14 protein-coding genes are annotated in these 17,595 nt (G+C 43.7%); 7 read left to right on the top strand and 7 right to left on the bottom strand.

What is annotated here, in order from left to right; translation table 11 throughout:
• Positions 1–63 precede the first annotated feature (63 nt).
• From DOE51_RS18330 to DOE51_RS18305, 6 genes are all read right to left on the bottom strand, one after another.
• On the bottom strand, positions 64–1,779 hold the full coding sequence (locus tag DOE51_RS18330; protein WP_246845182.1) for an ABC transporter ATP-binding protein: 1,716 nt from the start codon (positions 1,777–1,779) through the stop codon (positions 64–66).
• Positions 1,779–4,721, bottom strand: a complete 2,943-nt coding sequence (gene uvrA, locus DOE51_RS18325; RefSeq protein WP_246845181.1) for an excinuclease ABC subunit UvrA — start codon at positions 4,719–4,721, stop codon at positions 1,779–1,781. The genes DOE51_RS18330 and uvrA overlap by 1 nt, the downstream gene beginning before the upstream one ends.
• A 20-nt stretch (positions 4,722–4,741) precedes the next feature.
• Positions 4,742–7,426, bottom strand: coding sequence for a penicillin-binding protein 1A (locus DOE51_RS18320; RefSeq protein ID WP_142697966.1), 2,685 nt, complete (start codon positions 7,424–7,426; stop codon positions 4,742–4,744).
• A 78-nt stretch (positions 7,427–7,504) separates the two neighbouring features.
• Entirely contained in the window at positions 7,505–8,905 is a 1,401-nt protein-coding gene (locus DOE51_RS18315; RefSeq protein ID WP_142697965.1) for a hypothetical protein, read from the bottom strand.
• 128 nt (positions 8,906–9,033) lie between these two features.
• Positions 9,034–9,510 (bottom strand): large conductance mechanosensitive channel protein MscL, encoded by a 477-nt coding sequence (gene mscL, locus DOE51_RS18310; RefSeq protein ID WP_142697964.1) that lies wholly within the window; start codon positions 9,508–9,510, stop codon positions 9,034–9,036.
• A 15-nt stretch (positions 9,511–9,525) separates the two neighbouring features.
• Positions 9,526–10,266 carry a YdiY family protein gene (locus DOE51_RS18305; RefSeq protein ID WP_142697963.1) on the bottom strand — a complete coding sequence of 247 codons (741 nt, stop codon included), beginning with the start codon at positions 10,264–10,266 and terminating at the stop codon, positions 9,526–9,528.
• A gap of 122 nt (positions 10,267–10,388) precedes the next feature.
• Here DOE51_RS18305 and DOE51_RS18300 point away from each other — a divergent pair, with 122 nt between their 5' ends.
• From DOE51_RS18300 to DOE51_RS18270, 7 genes are all read left to right on the top strand, one after another.
• Positions 10,389–10,643 (top strand): hypothetical protein, encoded by a 255-nt coding sequence (locus DOE51_RS18300; RefSeq protein WP_142697962.1) that lies wholly within the window; start codon positions 10,389–10,391, stop codon positions 10,641–10,643.
• Between the two features lie 71 nt (positions 10,644–10,714).
• Positions 10,715–11,377, top strand: coding sequence for a cell division ATP-binding protein FtsE (ftsE, locus tag DOE51_RS18295; protein ID WP_142697961.1), 663 nt, complete (start codon positions 10,715–10,717; stop codon positions 11,375–11,377).
• On the top strand, positions 11,377–12,273 hold the full coding sequence (locus DOE51_RS18290; protein ID WP_142697960.1) for an ABC transporter permease: 897 nt from the start codon (positions 11,377–11,379) through the stop codon (positions 12,271–12,273). Before ftsE ends, DOE51_RS18290 begins: the two co-directional genes overlap by 1 nt.
• 77 nt (positions 12,274–12,350) lie before the next feature.
• Complete coding sequence (locus DOE51_RS18285) at positions 12,351–13,391, top strand: murein hydrolase activator EnvC (protein ID WP_142697959.1); 1,041 nt, start codon at positions 12,351–12,353, stop codon at positions 13,389–13,391.
• A gap of 4 nt (positions 13,392–13,395) precedes the next feature.
• Positions 13,396–14,775, top strand: a complete 1,380-nt coding sequence (locus DOE51_RS18280; protein ID WP_142697958.1) for a S41 family peptidase — start codon at positions 13,396–13,398, stop codon at positions 14,773–14,775.
• Positions 14,776–14,843: 68 nt separating this feature from the next.
• Positions 14,844–15,434, top strand: coding sequence for a hypothetical protein (locus DOE51_RS18275; RefSeq protein WP_142697957.1), 591 nt, complete (start codon positions 14,844–14,846; stop codon positions 15,432–15,434).
• Positions 15,435–15,485: 51 nt separating this feature from the next.
• Complete coding sequence (locus tag DOE51_RS18270; protein ID WP_142697956.1) at positions 15,486–16,490, top strand: alpha/beta fold hydrolase; 1,005 nt, start codon at positions 15,486–15,488, stop codon at positions 16,488–16,490.
• On the opposite strand, the gene DOE51_RS18265 is transcribed toward DOE51_RS18270, so the two are convergent.
• A complete protein-coding gene (locus DOE51_RS18265; protein WP_246845180.1) occupies positions 16,491–17,477 on the bottom strand; it encodes a PHB depolymerase family esterase in 987 nt (328 codons plus the stop codon). It abuts the gene before it with no gap.
• Between the last annotated feature and the right edge of the window lie 118 nt (positions 17,478–17,595).

Genomic DNA, 17,595 nt, shown 5'->3' with positions numbered 1-17,595 from the left:
ATCAGCTGGAAATTAAAGCCAGAAGGGCGTCTCAGGGTGAGACGGCCCATGTATAAAGACTAGCTAGCTATGTTGAAGAGTATGGAAACGGTGATATTCGCCTTCGTTAGTCAGTAGCTCGTGATGGCTACCGATCTCTACGATTTCGCCACCTTTAAGGACAACGATCTTATCGGCTTTTTGGATCGTAGAAAGACGATGCGCAATCACAAGCGCTGTACGACCTTCCATCAAATGATCCAAACCTTTTTGTACTTCGATCTCGCTTGCCGTATCCAAAGCGCTTGTCGCTTCATCTAGGATCAATAGCGGAGCATCCTTAAACATCGCACGAGCAATACTCACACGCTGTTTTTCACCACCAGACAACAAGTTACCGCGATCACCCACACGGCTTTGGTAGCCTTGAGGCATCTTCATGATAAAGTCGTTAGCGTTTGCAAGAGTCGCCATTTTTGGAACGTCTTTTTTATCACGAGACAAGTTACCAGCGCCGATATTGTTTTCAATCGTATCGCTGAATAAGAACACGTCTTGAGTCACAAGCGCGATATTACGGCGAAGATCGCCCAATTCGATATCGCGAATGTTCACGTCGTCGAATAAGATTTCGCCTGAAGTCGCATCAAAAAAGCGTTCAAGCAAGTTTACGATTGTCGATTTACCGCTTCCGCTGGCGCCCACAAGAGCAACCATTTCGCCACGTTTGATTTCAAGATCAACGTTTTTCAAAATCATCTCGCGACCGTAAGAGAACGAAACATTTTTGTACGTGATCTTTTTCCAGTCTTTCGGGAATGGTTTGTTGATTGTGCTTAATGGAACTTCGTTGGGATCATCCAAAACATGGAATACACGTTTAGCAACGGCCACAACGGATTGAATGCGCACGTAAGACTCTTGGAATTTTTTAATCGGAGCATTCAACATCAAAAGAGATGCAATGAAACCAACGAACGTACCTGGAGTTGCACGACCTTGTTTTACTTCCCAAGTTTCATAAAGAAGAACCGCCATGACGATACCAGAAGCCAGGATCTCTGTAACTGGGCCCATGATTTCAGTACGCGCGTGAACGATTTTACGAGTTTCCAAATACTCTTTTGATTCATTCACCAAGCGGTCAGCCATTACTTTTTCAAGATTGAAGGACTGAATGATACGAACGCCGTCGATACTTTCTTTGATCGTCGACGTCATCTTTTGCAAGTACGCCTGACCAATCGGTGTGTACTTACGAAGACTGCGTGATGTTGATTTCAAGAAAGTTCCAATGATTGGTACCAACACTAAAGTAGCCAGAGTCAGCTTCCAGTCGATGATCAATAAGTTACCCAGCAAGAAGATGAATAACAACGGATGCAGGAAAATATCCGCAACCATACGCAGACCATCTTGGATCGCGCCGATGTCATTCAAGATCAAGCTAATCAAACCGCCAGAGCCCGTTTGATAAGTGTTATGGAACGACAAATTCAATTTCATGAATTTCTGTTGCAACTTTTGACGAAGACTTTGAGTGATGCTTTCTGCAACGAAGTTCATCAAGTAGATATGGAAGTAACGAGCGATACCCGCGATGATCGCAAGCAACATAGCCCAAGGAACCAAAGCTACAACTTGATCGAACTCAGCCTTAGCCAAATTGTCGAACAAAGGTTTAATCAACAATGCCATTCGTGCAGACGCTGCTGCGTGAATGATCCCAGCGATGGCCACGATGAGAATAAGTTTCTTGTGTGGTTTTGCTTCGCTAAGAATTCTTTTAATTTCTACCATTATTTCTGACTTTCCACGTAACGCTTCAGGTATTGTCCCGTCAGGCTTTTCTTAGCCTTCATGACTTCTTCTGGGGAACCCTCAGCGACGATTGTTCCGCCTTTTTTACCTGCTTCAGGACCCAGGTCAATGACATAATCAGACCCACGAATGACGTCAAGATTGTGCTCGACGACGACCACAGAACCGCCAGTTTCAATGAGTTTGTTTAGAACCTTCATAAGCAGCTCTACCTCGCGGAAATGCAGCCCTGTTGTAGGCTCATCCAGGATGTAAAGCGTCGCTTTTTGTTGAACTTGCGAGAGCTCTTTTGCAATTTTTAGACGCTGAGATTCACCACCGCTCAAAGAGTTGGCAGGTTGGCCCAGAGTTAAATAATCAAGACCCACTTCTTTCAAAACGCTTAAAGGCTTACGGATATTAGGATGGGCCACGAAGAAATTCATAGCCTCGCTTACAGTCATTGAAAGAATCTCGTGAACGTTTTTGCCTTTATATTGGATCTCTAAAATTTCGGGACGATATTTTTTGCCGTCGCAAACGTCACATGGAATAACGACGTTATCCATGAACATCATGTCGATTTCCTCGTAACCGGTGCCTTTACAAGCAGGGCAACGACCACCATCAACGTTCAAGCTGAAAGTACCCGGAGTATAACCACGCGATTGCGCTTCCGGTGTGCCCGACATGATCGTACGAATCGCATCGAAGGCTTTTAAGTAAGTGATCGGCGAACTTCTTGCTGATTTACCAATCGGTGATTGGTCGATCAACAAAACGTTTTTCACATGCTCAACACCTTCAAGAGCTGCATAGTCTTGTGCAGGCATGTATTCAATATCCAAGGCGCGTGCAAGTGCTGGATAAAGAGTTTTTGAAATCAAAGTCGACTTACCAGATCCACTGACGCCCGTAACTGTGACAAGACGATTCAACGGAAACACAACATCAAGATTTTTAAGATTGTGTCCCTTTGCCCCTTTCAACGTCAGTTTCACTTTGTAGGATTCAACATCCACAGGACGAATTTGACGAAGAGGAGCTTTTTCACCCTTATTCGGTAACAAATAAGGAACAGTATTCGAGTTATCAAATTTATAGAAATCACTCGTCGTTCCCGAATAAACGACTTGTCCACCAAGATATCCAGAGCCCGGGCCCATTTCGATGATGTGCTCGCTGGCTTTGATCACATCATGATCGTGTTCAACGATAACAAGTGTGTTTCCAAGTTCCTTTAAATCTTTAAGGATGGAAATCAATCGATCGTTGTCGCGCGGATGAAGACCCACAGTCGGTTCATCCAAAACGTAAAGAGCTTGTGACAGGCCCATACCAAGTTGATTTGCAAGAATCAAACGTTGGTATTCCCCACCAGAAAGAGTTCTGGTTTCACGACCCAGTGACAAGTAATGAACTCCCACACGCATCAAAAACTCTAAGCGCGCACGAATTTGTTTTAGAACTTCGCCGGCAACTTCTTTTTGATACTGAGTTGTTTCCAACTCTTGGAAGAATTTATTAAGGTCTTCAATTGTCATGTTCGACAATTGATTGATGTTCGAATTTGAAATTAAAACGTGATTGGCTTCATTGCGCAGACGTGCGCCTTTACAAGTAGGGCACACGAAGGGACTTCTGAAGCGCGCGATGAATACGCGCACGTGCATTTTGTATTTGATCTGATCTAGATATTCAAACAGACCACGCACACCGAAGAATTCTTTGTTCCCATTCCAAATAGCTTCGCGGTGATCTTTAGGAAGATCTTTCCACGGAGTATGCACATCGATTTTCGCCTTCTTACAATAAGCAAGAAGTTGCTTTTTTTCGTGGGCAGCACTTGGCATCCAGAAAGGACTTAAAGCCCCTTGCGCCAAACTCATTGTGGGATTTGGAACAACTTTTTCTTCGTCGATATCCAAGATATTGCCGAAGCCTTTACAAGTTGGGCACGCACCCATGGGCGAATTAAAACTGAAAAGTTTTGAACTCAGTGGCGGGGGAGTATAACCGCACATAGGACAAGAAGCTTCTTCGCTGACCTGCAGACGTTGACCATCAGTTGTCAAAACTGTGGCTTTGCGAGTGATCAAGTTCGTATTGTACTTGATACTTGCTTCGTAAGCTTGAGTCATGGAATCAGCGATACGACCGCGTTCATCTTCATTGAAGCTCATACGGTCGATAACAAGATAAAAGCTTTCCTTCGGCAGACCTTTTTTAATCGCAGCAGGATCGCCGATTTCGACGATCGTGCCCATTTCTTCTAACGTCACCATTGTGCCAGAGTTCACTGGAACAACAGGAGTTGGAATTTCTGCCTCTAAAATTTCTTTTTTACCAGTCTTCTTGTTGGCCTTTTGGGCGGCAGTTTTTTTAGTCGCTTTGGTTGTGTTCTTAACCGGTTCACTCACTTTAGGAATGTAAATACGCAAGTAACCATCTTGCAGTAACAGCGAGTGAAGTTTTTTGCCTTCAGCGACACGACCATCTTCAGTGATCTCTACAAGAATGTAGCCACGTTTTCCTGAAAAGCCTTTGATCACTTTATCAGTGGCTTCAGTGACGCTTTCTTTTTCAGTAGGGCAGTGATGGGTCGGGCAGTAGGACTTGCCGATTTTTTCATACAACAAGCGAAGATAATCAATGATCTCTGTCGTTGTGCCGACAGTTGATCGTGAACTCTTCACTGTGTTTTTTTGTTCGATTGAAATAGCAGGCGGAATGTTGCTGATACCTTCGATATCAGGCTTTGGTGCTTTATTCAAAAATTGTCGTGCATAGTTCGACATACTTTCGATGAAGCGGCGCTGGCCTTCGGCAAAAAGAGTCTCGAAAGCCAGAGAAGATTTCCCTGAACCACTCGGGCCGCAAATCACTGTCATTTTGCCGACAGGAATTTTGACCTCGATGTTCTTAAGATTGTTTTGTTTCACCCCCCAGAGGTGAATATCCTTCATTCCGATAAATCCTGTTTGTAGAAGTCCGTTGCTTCTTCTGATTTGCCAGAAGCGGCAGTGGGCTCAGTTCCTTCGACGAAAGCTTGGCGAAGAATGTTTTTTGTCGATGCGTTCGCAAGCTTGCCTGTATCGCTGTCGATATTAGCAAACACAATACCGTCTGGTACTGGGAAAGTCATCTGAGGAAGTCCGTCGTGAGCTGCTTTCATGTAATCTACCCAGATTGGCAACGCAGAGCGACCACCAACCTCGCCTTTACCTAGACTTTTCTCTTTGTCAAATCCCACCCATACACCAGTTGCGATTTGTGGAGTGTAGCCGATGAACCAAGCATCGAAATAATTATTCGTCGTACCAGTTTTACCTGCGACTTCACGCCCCAACGCGCGAGCTCTTGCGCCGGTACCTTTTTTATCTTCAACAACGCCACGAAGCAAAGATGTCATCACGTACGCCGTCGTTGGTTTGATCAATTGCTCTGGATCATCAAAGAAAATGTTTTGAGCAAGCGCCGCTTTTTTTGGTTCTTTCTTTTTGTACTCTTCAAGCTTTGCTGGATCTTTCGCAATTGCTAAGTACTCCTTACGACGGTTTTCAAAATCATCGTCATAAGGTTTCATTTCTTTTTCGATGCGTGCATCCAAAGAAATCGTTTCCATCAAAGTTTTACCGTTTTTGTCTTCCACTTTATGGATCAACAACGGACGAGTGCGTTTACCCAGACGACCTAGTTCTGAAAACGCTTTCGTCATCTCGTACAATGTCACAGAGCTTGAACCCAACACCAATGTGAAGTCAGGATTCAGCGGGCTGTAAATACCCAAACGACGTGCATATTCTGTCGCCCAAGGTACGCCAACGTCTTCGATCACTTTTACCGCAGGAATATTCAACGATTGCGCAAGAGCATTGCGAACGATGATATCGCCACCAAAACTTTTCGAGTGATTCGACGGCTTCCACACTTTTGGATCGCCTTGACCTTCTTCATCACCGCCGGAATTATTGCCGCCTTCTTCGTAAACAAGTGGAGCATCCATGATCGGAGTCGAAGGGTTGTAGCCTTTATCTAAAGCGGAAGTATAAACGATCGACTTAAATGAAGATCCCGTTTGGCGAGGAGCTTGGATCGCGCGGTTGAATTCACTTTTTCCAAAGTTCGTACCACCAACAAGAGCCAACACGTCTTCAGTTTGTTGATCGAATGAAATCAACGCACCTTCAACCATGGGTTCTTGATCTAATTCCAAATCAACATACTTCGAAAAATCCGGAAGTTTCAAAGCCGGAGCATTTTTCTTTTTGCTATTCGCGATCACACGAGAAGGGGAGAATTTATCACCCACAACTTTTACTAGAATCACGTCGCCTTTTTTCAAAGCATCCGAAGGCTTTTTGATCACCGCCAAATCATAGCGTTTATCCGTGTCAGGTTTTCTTGCCCACGTCATTGTATCGAAATCGATCAAACCTTGAGTATCAGGCAATTGGACATAGACCAAACCTGCCGCATCGTCAGTCGCAGTCACGACACCTTGAACCGAGTCTTGGAGTTTAATAAAGCTTGGCAGAAGCGGATGTTCTTTCGCCGCCTTTTCATCTTTCTTAGGAACAAGATCTGCGAATTTACCATCAGGCAAGATGATGCGCTCGGGAGTTGAATCGCCAATCAACTTTTGACGATCTTCTTTCAAGAATTTTTCGATATCACCATCACCGATGTTTTTCAATGGACCACGGTAACCTTGGCGTTTATCCAAACCTTTAAGACCCGCCATCACGGAATCTTGCGCAGCCAATTGTTTATTCAGATCAAGGCTTGTGTAGATTTTTAAGCCTTTATCTAAAACCATGTCTTCGCCCAATTGAGCGACCAGTAATTGACGAACAGTTTCTAGGAAGAACGGAGCGTACTCTTCGTAGTTTTCACGAACGTAAACTTTAACGGGTTCTTTCACAGCTCTTTCAGCTTCTTCTTTTTTGATGAAACCAACATCGGCCATACGGTGAAGAACGTATGTTTGACGTTCTTTCGCGCGCAATGGATTACGAACAGGGCTGTAAGCACTTGGTGCTTGAGGAAGACCCGCAAGGATTGCCATTTCAGACAAAGTTAATTTCGAAACCGGTTTGCGATAGTAAGTTTGCGCAGCTTGCTCAACACCATACGCACCTTGACCGAAATAAATTTGATTCAAGTAAAGATAAAGGATGTCTTCTTTGCTTAAGTTTTTTTCCATCTCGAGTGCCAGCAAGATGTCGCGCAATTTACGCGTCAGAGTTTTTTCTGAAGACAAAAGCAATGTTTTAGCAACCTGTTGCGTGATCGTCGATCCCCCTTGAACAGAGCGACCCGCACGAAGATTGGCTAAAGCAGCACGGAAGATAGCTTGTGGATTGATCCCTTTATGTTGGAAGAACTGATCGTCTTCTGCAGCAAGGAATGCATGCACAAGATCTTTTGGAATCTTGTTGTAAGGAACTAAAGTGCGGCGTTCACGAAAGAACTCACCGATCTTTTTACCGTTACGATCGTAAACCTGACTTACAAGAAGTGGTTCATAATCTTTCACTGTGATGAGTTGTGGAAGGCTTGACTTAACAGACTGATATGCCAGGAATAATCCGAAGATACCAATAAGGCCAAGAGCAGCTATGAACAGGATGATTTTCTTAAGCACTGAGGGGGCTCCTTTAACAAGCCCCCATTCTAGCAGTGTGAGTGTAGCGGGTCTAGGGACACTGGTCCGAAGACGAGCTTAATTTACACCCTTTGAGTCAGATCTTGAAGACGAAGACGAACCACCGCAGTTATCTTTCACGCTTTGTTTCGCAAGCTCGACAGCTTCTTGGAGTGAGCCTAACTCACTTCCAACTTGCTTAGCAGTTTTAGTCGAGTCTTCACTTGGAGCTGGACCTAACATCGCAAGCTCGTTATTCAAGCGGTTCAGTTTCGCCGTCAAACTTTGGTTTTTAGCTTCTAGAGTTTGCAAGTTTGTTTGCATTTTTTGTTGCGCCGCTAACATTTTCGTTTGCGTCGTTTGCATCAACTTCACAACCTTTTGCGTTGCTTGGTCTTGTTCTGTCTGTGCGTCAGCTTGGATTTCAGATAATTGAGAGCTTGCGGAGTTGATCGAGTTTTGCAACTCACCAATAGAAGCTTCGTTATCTTGGATAGCCTTAGCAATTTGGTCTTGTTCTTGTTTTTTAGACTTATTCAATGCATTACGTTGTTGTTCAAATGCATCCATACAGTCGTTATAAGTGTTGATCAAGTCCTGCTTTTTTTGTTTTGCTTTAGCGATGTAGTTGGCGCTGTTTGAAGACGCAACGGCATCGTAAGATTTTTTAGCGTCCGTAACGGCTTTCATACAAGCGCGTTTACCAGAAGCATCCGTCATCGCAATCAATTTCAACGCCTGATCTTGTTGAGAAGAAATCATCTGGCCACGCAAATTCAAAGTATCTGAGCTTTTTTTGCGAAGCTCTTCCTTCATTTGATTTTGATTGTTTTGGAAGTCAGCAAGAGTTTTACGGTTCTTCTCTTTCATTTCCAATTTCAATTTATCCAAATCTTCTTGAGATTTATTAACCTCATCTTGAAGATCCTGGATTTGTTTATTGAATTCGTCTTGAATTTTGGCTTTATCATCATTTAGATCAGCCAACTCTTTTTGTGTCGAATCGATGTCTTTTGTAAGACTGTCTTTTCTATTGAAATAAGTCTTACCAGTCATTTGCGGGCAACCACCGTTAGCGCCACCCAAAGCTGACACTAAAGTACCGTATTGATTACCAAGTGCTGTCATAACTTGGCCAGCACTTTGGAATGTTGATGAACCTGTTACTGACGAACACTCATCAACCTTGTCAGAGCAATCAGAACCTAACGAGGCTTCACTGCAAACTTTCGCCATGTCTTTATTAGCAGTAGCTAAGTCTTTGCGAGCGTCAGCGCATGCTCGTTTAGTATCTTGCGCGATAGATGCAGCTTTATTTGCGGCAGCACATTTTCGTGCTTCCTCTGATCCTTGCGTATAGACCGTACAATCTTCATATGCCGCTTGAGAAGTTAACGGAATAAAAGAAGCCAAACCCACTAACAAAATGCCGAGTGTTTTGACAGTCGTCTTATTTTTAAAGCTCGAAATGTGATTCATTTGAACTTCCCCCTGATGCTAAATGATAGTGCAAATGCAGTACCATTTATCGGCACTTGTGACGGGAAAGTTTACGTATCAAGATGAGACAAGTGAGCTAGAGTGTTCCAGCTCACTATTAAAACAGATTAGACGTTCATCGAAGATGAAGGACTACGATCTGAAGAAAGTGTAGAGGCTTGAAGACTTCCGCAGTGCGAGCATTTTCTAGCTTTTAATGGGATCTGAGAAAGACACTCGGGGCACTCTTTCATTTCTGGGGCTTTCGCTTCTTCTTTGCGAGCCACTTTGTTGACAGCTTTAATCAACATAAAGATTGCGAATGCCACGATCAAAAAATCGATGATCGCATTTATGAATAAGCCGTAGTTTAAAGTCGCTGCACCGGCTTTTTTTGCGGCTTCAAGTGTATCATAAGTTTGACCATTTAAAGCGACGAACAAGTTTGAAAAATCAACTTTGCCCAAAGCCAAACTGATCACCGGCATCAAGACATCAGACACGAATGAAGAAACAATTTTAGTGAAGGCGGCACCAATGATGATACCGACAGCCAGATCTAAAACGTTGCCTCTCATAATGAAGGTTTTAAATTCCTTAAACATAGTCAGCATCCTTTCCTAAAACTTCGCTACAAGGTTCATTGTAGTCGTAGTTGTTGTATTCTTGCCATCCGCTGGCGGAGCATTTTGATATTGTAATAGGTAACCGATCTTCAACGAGAAGATGGAGTTTAACATAACATTCATCGAAGCTTCCGAATTAATGAAATATCCATTGGCATCAGAGAAGTTCGGAAGATATTCAAGCCAGTATTTGAATGACAAAGTTTTGTCCCATTGCTTGTTCACCTCAGAATACAAACGACCTAAGTTGTCGTAAAACGGAGTGCCAATCGTAGGTTGCGTTTTTTGGTAACGGTAACCGGCCTCCACAATCCAATTCAAATCGTCTTTTTTAATCAAAAAATATTTTACACCGACGTCAGTGGCATCTCTTTGTAAATAGCCGGCGAAGATATCGCTTTCGACTCTTTGTGCGATGAAGACGCTGAACATTTCAGCTAATTCGCGATCGTAACGAAGGCTTCCGTACCAGTTGCGCGCACTTTCAGTGCCGTTTGCTTCAGCACGAATGTAAGAACCCGCCAGCGTGAAGATGTTCTTTTCGTGAGTGTAAACGGTCTTCAATTTCGCGGCATAACTTTCAGAATCAGAATTGCCAGTGACAAGGATCGCACCGGCTTCGGCTTCACCAGTCCAAGGTGGCGGTTCTTTAGTCGCAGAAACCGGATCTTGCGCGAAAGCCGTTGTTGCAAGAAGCGGAATTAAGGCGAGTGCTGACAGAATGAGATGTTTCATTAATTACTCCTTAAATGTTCTTAAGTTTGGTCCAGAAAAATTGAATGAGTCAAATGACGGCGTGTAGAAAATTGATGAGATTTGTGTGAATTCTTGATAGATTCGTTGTGAGGTTTGTTGGGATGCAAAAAGGTTTTAATTCAGATATCACAGTTCGCGGTCAGAAATATCATGTGCAGACAGAAGATTGGGGCATGCAAAACCCATTTTTGGTCAGCCGTATTTTCTGCAATGGTGCTGTGATGAAAACGATTAAAATTCCTCACGAACAAGTTTTAAAATCGGGCTCGACGCATAAAGAAGACGCGATCAGACATGCTCTTCATCGTCAGCATTCTACGATTATCGATACTCTTATGGCCGGTGGAATGCCGTAACGGCGTAAAATAATAAAAACCTCGACTGAAGGCGAGTATTCAAGCAACCACATCTTTCATAAGATGAAGGAATGATTGAATTCTCCCACGTATATAAGACTTATCCCGGTGCGATCCACGCACTTAAGAATATTGATTTGCGAATCGACAAGGGCGAATTTGTTTTTCTTACGGGCCCCAGTGGCGCAGGTAAGACGACGTTATTCAAAATGATTTCAGCTTATGACGTGGCAACTTCTGGCGATGTGAATGTCGCAGGATATGATTTATCAGAGATCAAAGACGGACAAATTCCTTTCTTCCGCCGCAAGATCGGTGTGATCTTTCAAGATTTCAAACTTCTAAAAAACAAAACGATCTTTGAAAACGTTGCATTGCCTTTGCAAATTCGCGGCGACAAACCTCACGCGATTGCTCGTCGTGTGGCAGAAGTGCTTGAGCAAGTTGGACTTGCTCACAAACATGATCAATATCCTGAATTTGTATCTGGTGGTGAGCAACAAAGAACCGCGATTGCAAGAGCCATCGTGCACCAGCCCGGCGTATTGATTGCCGATGAGCCGACAGGAAATTTAGATCCAAGATTGAGTGAAGAAATTATGGATTTACTTGAGCGCGTGTGTGCTCAAGGAACGACTGTGTTTATTGCAACCCATGATCACGATATGGTGAAACGTCGTAAGAAAAGAACTCTAGAACTTCGCGACGGCATGATTGTGGGGGACACTAAATAATGAAAGCTCCACAAAAAAACTTCGCACTTAAAGTTTCTACACTGGTCGTGGTGACGGCTTGTTTTGCGGTGATTTGTGCCTCGTTGCTTATTTCTCAAAACTTCAAAAATATTCTGACAATGTGGGGCGAAGACGTGCAAATGACCGTCTATCTTTCCCAAGACATTTCAGAAAAAGGCCGTCAGGAATTGCAAGCCTTCCTGAAAGACACGGGTAAAGTGGGCGACATCTCTTTCGTGAATCAGGAAAAAGCACTGGGTGACTTTAGAACACAGCTTGCAAGCTATGCTCCGGATTTAAGTCATGACGAAGAATTGCTAAAGCTGATTCCCGCTAGTCTGCAAGTAAGTCTGGCAAAGTCAGTTGCAACTCAAGATCAAATGTCGGTTCTTCAAGATTTGGCTTCGCAATTAAAACAAAAAGAAGGCGTTGATGACGTCAGCTTCGGTCAAGATTGGGTTGAGAAATACGGAGCACTCGTTTCCGCAATTGAAATCACAATGCAATTACTTGGCATCGTCGTTCTTGCGGCATCATTGTTCGTAATGTCGAATGCGATTCGTGCTTCCGTGCAAGCTCGCCGCGACGAAATCGTGATCATGGAAATGATCGGTGCAACAAGCTCAATGATTCGTAAGCCGTTCTTAAAAGAAGGTGCCTTGTTGGGTGTGCTTTCTTCGACAGCCGCAGTGGTCGTTTGCTTCATTGCGTATGTTGGTTTTAAAAATCTATTAGTAGCCAAATTAAGCTTCCTACAACTTGGACAACACCTGGCGTTTGTCGGTCCTGCTTGGATTGTGACGATGATCGTGGGTGGTACAGCATTAGGCGCTTTGGGTTCATACTTATGTGTTCGCCGTATTAATGACGGTTGGGCTGCGACTCAGAGGTCATAATTAAAAAGTTCCGCGTCGCCCTTTCGGGTCTTTTCTTAGCGTTTTCATTCACTGCACATGCGGCGGCGCCCGTGGGCATGGACACGCTGACTAAAGACTTTGAAGAAAACAAAAAAAAGATCGAAGAAGCCGAGATCAAACAGCGTCAGGTTCTTTCCGGTCTTTTTGAAATCAATAAGAAGATTAAAAAAACGGTGACCGAGCGGGGAGCTCTTTCACAACAACGTGCGATCATTGAAGTGACGATCAAAAATCTTTCGCAGAAAGTGGAAGATCTTGAGGGTAAATCAAAGTCACAACGTGCTCTTCTTGCGGAACGTTTAAGAGCAATCTACAAACTGGGCGGCCCGTCGATTGCGCGCTATATTTTTTCTTCCGACAGTTCGTCGTCATTGGATCGTAATCTGAAAATCCTTGGCATCGTTGCTGAACGAGACATGGAATTGATCAAGAATTACAGACTAGACCTTAAAGAGATGCAGAGTAAAAAGCGAGCTCTTGCAGTTCGTTTAGAAAGTCTTAAGTCAGTCGAAGCAAAAATTTCGACACAAGAAAAAAAGCTGATTGCAGAACAAGCTTTGAAGAACAAACTTCTTGATGGTATCCGCAAATCAAAACTATTCGCTTTGAAGCAGATTAACGGCCTTCGCGAGAAATCAATGCAATATAATATTGATGACGCCGGCGTCTTCGATTTGCTCTTCAAGCCCTCATTCGGTGATCAAAAAGGAGAACTGACTCCACCTATCGCTGGGGTCGTGACTCGTAAATTTGGACTTATGAAAGGCCAGGATCACCCGTACACTTTATCGAACAAAGGCATTTTTATTTCTGCAGCTCATGGCAGTCCGATCAAATCCGTCTTTGAAGGAAAAGTTTCTTTTGTTGGAGACATTCCTGGATTTGGCAAGACGTTGATCGTCGATCACGGCGATCACTACTACACCGTGTACGGCCATGCTGAAGATGTGAAAGTGAATGTTGGGGATGAAATTACTCAGTCGCAAATTATTGCGAACGCCGGAGTTTCCTCTGCCGATAATCCTTCTGGAATTTATTTTGAAATTAGACATTTTTCCGAACCCTACGACCCTCAGCTGTGGATGAAAGGACTTTAACTCGATGCAATCACTGAAACGCTACTGGAAAACCTATGTCTTAGGATTTATTTTAATCCTGACAATCTTCATCATGGCAGAAACAGGTTTCCAAGTTAAAGCCTTCGCCCAAGAGCGCTACGCTGATCTTCAAAACTTCAGTAAGGTTCTGAATCTAATTCAACAGTACTACGTTGAAGAAACTGATACGAAAAAATTGATCTATGGTGCGATCAAAGGGATGTTGCGTGAATTGGATCCGCACACGAACTTCATGCCACCAGATATTTTCAAAGACTTTGAATCAGAAACAAGCGGTGAATTCGGCGGTCTTGGTATCGAGATCTCGATTCAAAATGGTGTTTTGACTATTATCTCTCCAATTGAAGATGCTCCAGCTTGGGAAGCGGGAATCAAAGCGGGCGATAAAGTTGTCGGCATTGACGGTACCAGCACAAAAGGCATGAGCCTTGTTGAAGCTTCACAACTGATGCGCGGTAAAAAAGGCAGCAAAATTGTTTTAAGAGTTGTGCGTGAAGGCGAAGATAAAACTCGCGACATCACAATCACTCGTGGATCTGTAAAAATCAAATCGGTTAAGTACACTGACATGGGCGATGGTTTTGCTTACATCAAAATCACAAGCTTCATTGAAAACACAGCGAAAGATTTAGAAAAAGCATTGGAAACTCACGCGAAAAATAACAAAGGCAAAATTGCCGGTGTTCTTATCGACATGAGAAGAAATCCAGGCGGTCTTCTTGATCAAGCGATCAAAGTCAGCGACATGTTCTTGAAAGAAGGAACTATCGTCAGCACGATCGGCCGTAACAAAGCTGAAAAAGAAGTCGCAGTGGCTTCGCATAAAGGTAAGTACACAGATGTTCCGTTGGTGTTGCTAGTGAACGAATACACGGCATCGGCTTCAGAAATTGTTTCGGGTGCACTACAAGATAACAAACGTGCTCTTGTAACAGGGCAAAGAACTTTCGGTAAGGGTTCCGTACAATCAGTTATTAAATTGGGTGATGGCAGCGGTTTGAAACTGACTGTGGCTCGTTACTACACTCCAAGTGGTATCTCGATCCAAGCTGAAGGTATCCATCCTGATATTGAAATTGAAGATGTGGATCCAGATGCATTTGCGAAATCTGTTTTGAAATCGCAAACAACTCGTGAAGGCGATATCGCGGGTCACTTGAAAAATGATAAAGAAAAAGCCGCTGAAAAGCTGGATGTGAAAAAAGGTGCTGAAGAAGGTGCTTTGGCTTGGTGGAAAGATTTAGGATCGAAAATAGACGAAAAGTTGTCGCCTCGTGACAAACTGTTGAAGTCAGATTACCAAGCATATCAAGCATTTAGCTACTTGAAGGCATGGAACACAATGAAGGGTTTGACGCGCTAGTTATTGCCCTTCCTAAATAGGTCTCCTACTCTAGCCGCGTAACTTTAGGGCAAGTGAGGGGGCCTTTTATGTTAAAAGCAGTCTCTATATTATTGCTACTGGGGGCCATCGCGAATGCCGCTGATACAACAGATTCTGTTGCAGCCGGCTTCGCATCTGGAAATACGTTCCAAGCTTCGGCAATCGAAGGAAATGTTATTATGACCTGCGAAGGTTTCAATGGCACTTCCGAAGCGACGTACACATGCCGTGATGTCGTTCTTGATCCATCTCCATATGATTATTTCGTAGGTCCACAAGATGTGCGTGCAACTCAGGTTGAGTTGAAAGCGGAACATCAAGATGGTTCATCACGCATTAAAATGGCGAACTACGACGGCAAAACTGGCAAGAGCGCGACGACTTTCAACCTGTGGATTTCATCGTTGTTTCAAAAACCACTTCTTGAAACAGGAACTAACAAAGTTCATTACTCTGTTTACGACAATCGTGTATCGCCAATGCAAGAGTATGCGAGTGGTGATTTCACTGTGACTGTAAAACGCGGCAATCCTCGTCGTTGTCCAACAACACAATATCGCTCAACAGATGTGAACGATTGCAACTCGCAATATTCAATCTGCCAACGTTACTTCGAACAGTTTAACAACTGCCGCTAGCTTCAATCATCATTTCGGGTCTATGATTCCTCTATAAAGAGGAGTCTGCCCATGAAGTTTCATCTTAGTCTTCTGTTAATCGCATCCTTTTTAACTGCGTGTGCTTCAAAGCCGGTCGAGAAACCTGCGCTACGCGGTTATGATGCTGAACTGACGAATTACCAATATCCATTTCCTGTGAAGTACTATTCATTCCGTGCGCAAGAGCAGGATTTGAAAATGGCGTATATGGATATGTCGCGCATGGGTGACGCGGGCAAAGTTATTGTTCTTCTTCACGGTAAAAACTTTTCTGGTGAGTATTACGAAGATCTTGCGCATCGTTTGATGACGATTGGTTATCGCGTGATCATGATTGATCAAATCGGTTTTGGTAAATCGACGAAACCAAAAAACTTTCAATACACATTTCAAGCTTTGGCGCTTTATACGAACAACCTGTTGGATAGTATCGGTGTAAAGAACTATCAACTTTTGGGACATTCAATGGGCGGTATGCTCGCAACAAGAATGGCCTTGATGTATCCAGAGAAAATTTCAAAATTGTTTTTGATCGATCCCATCGGTCTTGAAGATTGGAAAACGATGACGGCGTATCACAGCATCGATCAGTACTACCAAGCCGAACTTAATAGCAATCCCGAGCGCGTGAAAAAGTATCAGCTTGAAAGCTATTACGATAATAACTGGAAACCCGAATACGATCGTTACATCAAAGCGATGACGGGCTGGATGGAAGGGCCTGATTATCCGTTGATCGCGTGGAATGCGGCTCTAACTTATGACATGGTTTTCACTCAGCCGGTGTTTTATGAATTCAAACTTTTGAAAATGCCGACAGTTCTTGTGGTTGGTACGCGTGATAAGACGGCACTTGGTAAAGCGTGGGCCCCTGAAGGCGTAAAAGAAAAAATGGGAAATTATCCGCAGATGGGTAAGACCGTTGCGAAGATGATTCCAAAAAGTAAACTGATCACACTGAAAGGTTTAGGACATCTTCCTTTCATCGAGGCCCCAGACATGTTCTGGAAAAACCTCGAGAAAGAATTACAGTAATTATTTTCGTGACAGGCGCTCTATCATTTTAAATAGGGCGCTCATTTGTTTGCCGTCTTTGGCGACATAGTTTTGACCGGTAAAACCAAACCAATCCCAGCATGCATATGGATTCGTGCCCATCACTTTATCTGATTGCGGATAAAGAATGATGATGTGATTGCTTTCGGCCCATTCATTAAAGCCCGACAGAGTGGCAAATTTATCTTGGATATAATCGGGACTCATCTGACAGCCGTGAAGTGCGACGTGCAATTTACAGCGTTCACCTTGCGCACAAGCTTCAGGAACATAAACCCAACCTTCACGATAAAGGGGAGTCCCATTGTCGCCAAATTCACGTTGCTCAAACTTTGTAAGATGTGATGAGACGAAAGAGCCGCGCGCCGCTAACGTTCCGTACATCTGCTTTAAAATTTCACCAGCACCGTCGTAGTTACAATTTAAAATCCACGGTAACATCGCAAACTGGCACGGATTGCCCGAATTCAAAGTCGGAAAGCCGTGTGCAGAGTTGATGTTATTCACGAACTGAATATTCGCCTTGTTCGCAAAAGCTGCGTAAAAATCCTGAAGCTTATCGCTATTCACTGGATTGATAATGGAATCCTTCGGACTCGCATAGATATAGATTTTTTGTTTTTGCAAATTTGCAAGCGCATCGATGGCACCAGCTTTTTCAAGCTCGCGTGCTTTAGCGATTTGATTTTCTGGATTGATGCCTTGAGGACGTCCCATGCATTCGCCTTGCGCTTTTTGCGAATCGCCTTGGGCGCACCAGTAAATTCCGCCAGCGACACTTGCCGCACCCGAAATCGTCTTCGAGTAAGCAACCTGCATTTGTACGGCCATGTAAGCACCCGAAGAAACGCCCGAGATCGTAATCCCAGCAGGATCTATATTATAAGATCCCAACGTCGCTGCCATCGAGACAGAAGAAATGAATAATGAAAGACACGTCTTAGAAATAAGTTTGAATGTTTTCATACGCTCACGCTATGAAGCGAACGTGGGAAAGGCAACTGGTTATTGCAGAGATACAATTACTCTAATACACAAAAGGCCCACCAAGTGGTGAGCCTTTCGATATTTTTCTTTTAAAAGT

Source organism: Bdellovibrio sp. NC01, assembly GCF_006874625.1.
In the GTDB taxonomy this organism is placed as follows: domain Bacteria; phylum Bdellovibrionota; class Bdellovibrionia; order Bdellovibrionales; family Bdellovibrionaceae; genus Bdellovibrio.
This window is presented reverse-complemented; position numbering and strand designations above follow the sequence as displayed.

What these genes read in the sequence shown, in the direction of transcription:
- DOE51_RS18275 (WP_142697957.1), top strand. Translation starts at nt 14,844, where the DNA reads ATGTTAAAAGCAGTCTCTATATTATTGCTACTGGGGGCCATCGCGAAT.
- DOE51_RS18300 (WP_142697962.1), top strand. Translation starts at nt 10,389, where the DNA reads ATGCAAAAAGGTTTTAATTCAGATATCACAGTTCGCGGTCAGAAATAT.
- DOE51_RS18265 (WP_246845180.1), bottom strand. Translation starts at nt 17,477, where the DNA reads ATGAAAACATTCAAACTTATTTCTAAGACGTGTCTTTCATTATTCATT.
- DOE51_RS18270 (WP_142697956.1), top strand. Translation starts at nt 15,486, where the DNA reads ATGAAGTTTCATCTTAGTCTTCTGTTAATCGCATCCTTTTTAACTGCG.
- ftsE (WP_142697961.1), top strand. Translation starts at nt 10,715, where the DNA reads ATGATTGAATTCTCCCACGTATATAAGACTTATCCCGGTGCGATCCAC.
- DOE51_RS18330 (WP_246845182.1), bottom strand. Translation starts at nt 1,779, where the DNA reads ATGGTAGAAATTAAAAGAATTCTTAGCGAAGCAAAACCACACAAGAAA.
- DOE51_RS18280 (WP_142697958.1), top strand. Translation starts at nt 13,396, where the DNA reads ATGCAATCACTGAAACGCTACTGGAAAACCTATGTCTTAGGATTTATT.
- DOE51_RS18315 (WP_142697965.1), bottom strand. Translation starts at nt 8,905, where the DNA reads ATGAATCACATTTCGAGCTTTAAAAATAAGACGACTGTCAAAACACTC.
- DOE51_RS18305 (WP_142697963.1), bottom strand. Translation starts at nt 10,266, where the DNA reads ATGAAACATCTCATTCTGTCAGCACTCGCCTTAATTCCGCTTCTTGCA.
- DOE51_RS18285 (WP_142697959.1), top strand. Translation starts at nt 12,351, where the DNA reads ATGGACACGCTGACTAAAGACTTTGAAGAAAACAAAAAAAAGATCGAA.
- DOE51_RS18290 (WP_142697960.1), top strand. Translation starts at nt 11,377, where the DNA reads ATGAAAGCTCCACAAAAAAACTTCGCACTTAAAGTTTCTACACTGGTC.
- mscL (WP_142697964.1), bottom strand. Translation starts at nt 9,510, where the DNA reads ATGTTTAAGGAATTTAAAACCTTCATTATGAGAGGCAACGTTTTAGAT.